Genomic DNA, 2,291 nt, shown 5'->3' with positions numbered 1-2,291 from the left:
GCTGGACCGGGTGGTCATCCGGTTTGCCGGCGACTCGGGCGACGGGATGCAGCTGACCGGCGACCGGTTCACCTCGGAGGCGGCGGCGTTCGGGAACGACCTGTCGACGATGCCCAACTTCCCGGCCGAGATCCGGGCGCCGCAGGGCACCATCCCCGGCGTGTCGTCCTTCCAGGTGCATTTCGCCGACTACGACATCCTCACCCCGGGCGACCGGCCGGACGTGCTCGTGGCGATGAACCCCGCCGCGCTCAAGGCGAACGTGCGGGACGTTCCGCACGGCGGGACGATCATCCTCAACACCGACGAGTTCTCCAAGCGGAACCTGGTGAAGGTCGGCTACGACACCGACCCCCTCGACGACGATTCGCTCTCGCCGTTCCAGGTGCACCGGGTCGCCATGTCGACGCTGACCCAGGGCGCGCTCGCCGACACCGGCCTCGGCAAGAAGGACGCCGAACGCTGCAAGAACATGTTCGCGCTCGGCCTGCTGTCGTGGATGTACCACCGGCCCACCGAGGGCACCGAACGCTTCCTGCGCGAGAAGTTCGCCAAGAAGCCGGACATCGCCGAGGCCAACATCCTCGCCTTCCGGGCGGGCTGGAACTACGGCGAGACCACCGAGTCGTTCGCGACCACCTTCGAGGTCGCGCCCGCGAAGCTGGACAAGGGCACCTACCGGCAGATCACCGGCAACACCGCGCTGGCGTACGGGATCGTGGCCGCCGGACAGCAGTCCGGGCTGCAGATCCTGCTCGGCACCTACCCGATCACCCCGGCCTCGGACGTGCTGCACGAACTGTCCAAGCACAAGAACTACGGCATCATCACCTTCCAGGCCGAGGACGAGATCGCCGGCATCGGGGCCGCGCTCGGCGCGTCCTACGGCGGCGCGCTGGGCATCACCTCCACGTCCGGGCCGGGCGTCGCGCTGAAGTCGGAGACCATCGGCCTCGGCGTGATGACCGAACTGCCGCTGGTGATCATCGACGTGCAGCGCGGCGGGCCGTCCACCGGCCTGCCGACCAAGACCGAGCAGGCCGACCTGCTGCAGGCGATGTTCGGCCGCAACGGCGAATCGCCGGTGCCGATCATCGCGCCGCTCTCGCCCGCCGACTGCTTCGACGCCGCGATCGAGGCCACCCGGATCGCGCTCAAGTACCGCACCCCGGTGCTGCTGCTGTCCGACGGCGCGATCGCCAACGGTTCCGAGCCGTGGCTGATCCCGAACGTCGACGACCTGCCGGACCTGCGCGTGGAATTCGCCTCCGAAACCAACTCCGACAACGGATCCGGCGAGTTCTGGCCGTACGTGCGCGACCCCGAGACGCTCGCGCGGGCGTGGGCGATCCCGGGCACCCCCGGGCTGGCCCACCGCATCGGCGGGCTGGAGAAGGCCGACCGCACCGGCCACATCTCCTACGACCCGGACAACCACGACACGATGGTGCGGCTGCGCCAGGCCAAGATCGACGGCATCGACGTGCCGGACCTGCAGGTCGACGACCCGTCCGGCGAGGCCCGCGTGCTCGCGCTGGGCTGGGGTTCCTCCTACGGCCCGATCGGCGCGGCCTGCCGCCGCGTGCGCAAGCTCGGGATGCCGATCGCGCAGGCGCATCTGCGTCACCTCAACCCGTTGCCGCACAACCTCGGCGAGGTCCTCGCCCGCTACGACCGGGTCGTCGTCCCGGAGATGAACCTGGGCCAGCTCGCGCTGCTGCTGCGGGCGAAGTACCTGGTGGACGTGCACTCGCACACCAAGGTCGCGGGCCTGCCGTTCAAGGCCGAGGAGCTGCAGAACGTGTTCTCCGACATCATCGCCAACCTCGTTCCGGAGGGCGTCAAGTGACCACAGCCGACGTATTCTTTCCCGCGGAGGCGCCCGGAAACACAGTCGATCTCGGGCTGCCGCAACTGGGCGGCATCGACCTGGTGCCGACCACCGACGAACCGCAGAAGGCCAAGGACTACAAGTCCGACCAGGAAGTCCGCTGGTGCCCCGGCTGCGGCGACTACGTGGTGCTCAACGCCGTGCAGTCGTTCCTGCCCACCCTCGGGCTCAAGCGCGAGAACATCGTCTTCATCTCCGGCATCGGCTGCTCGTCGCGGTTCCCGTACTACCTCAACACCTACGGCATGCACTCGATCCACGGCCGCGCGCCGTCGATCGCGACCGGGCTCGCCACCACCCGCCCGGACCTGTCGGTATGGGTCGTCACCGGCGACGGCGACGCGCTGTCCATCGGCGGCAACCACCTGATCCACGCGCTGCGGCGCAACGTGAACATCAA

Annotated in this window: 2 protein-coding genes; both read left to right on the top strand. The window is 69.0% G+C overall.

Translation table 11 applies throughout. From position 1 onward, the window contains the following. The first annotated feature begins 1 nt into the window (after position 1). The gene (locus tag H5411_RS46220; RefSeq protein ID WP_246370516.1) at positions 2–1,849 is read left to right on the top strand and encodes a 2-oxoacid:acceptor oxidoreductase subunit alpha; all 1,848 of its coding nucleotides are present in this window, start codon (positions 2–4) and stop codon (positions 1,847–1,849) included. Then, on the top strand, positions 1,846–2,291 hold a 446-nt coding region (locus H5411_RS46215), incomplete at its 3' end, for a thiamine pyrophosphate-dependent enzyme (RefSeq protein WP_312878765.1). The genes H5411_RS46220 and H5411_RS46215, both read left to right, overlap by 4 nt.

This window comes from Amycolatopsis echigonensis (assembly GCF_014174495.1).
Classification (GTDB): Bacteria; Actinomycetota; Actinomycetes; order Mycobacteriales; family Pseudonocardiaceae; genus Amycolatopsis; species Amycolatopsis echigonensis.
The sequence above is the reverse complement of the archived record's forward strand: the minus strand, read 5'-3'. Positions and strand labels throughout refer to the sequence as shown.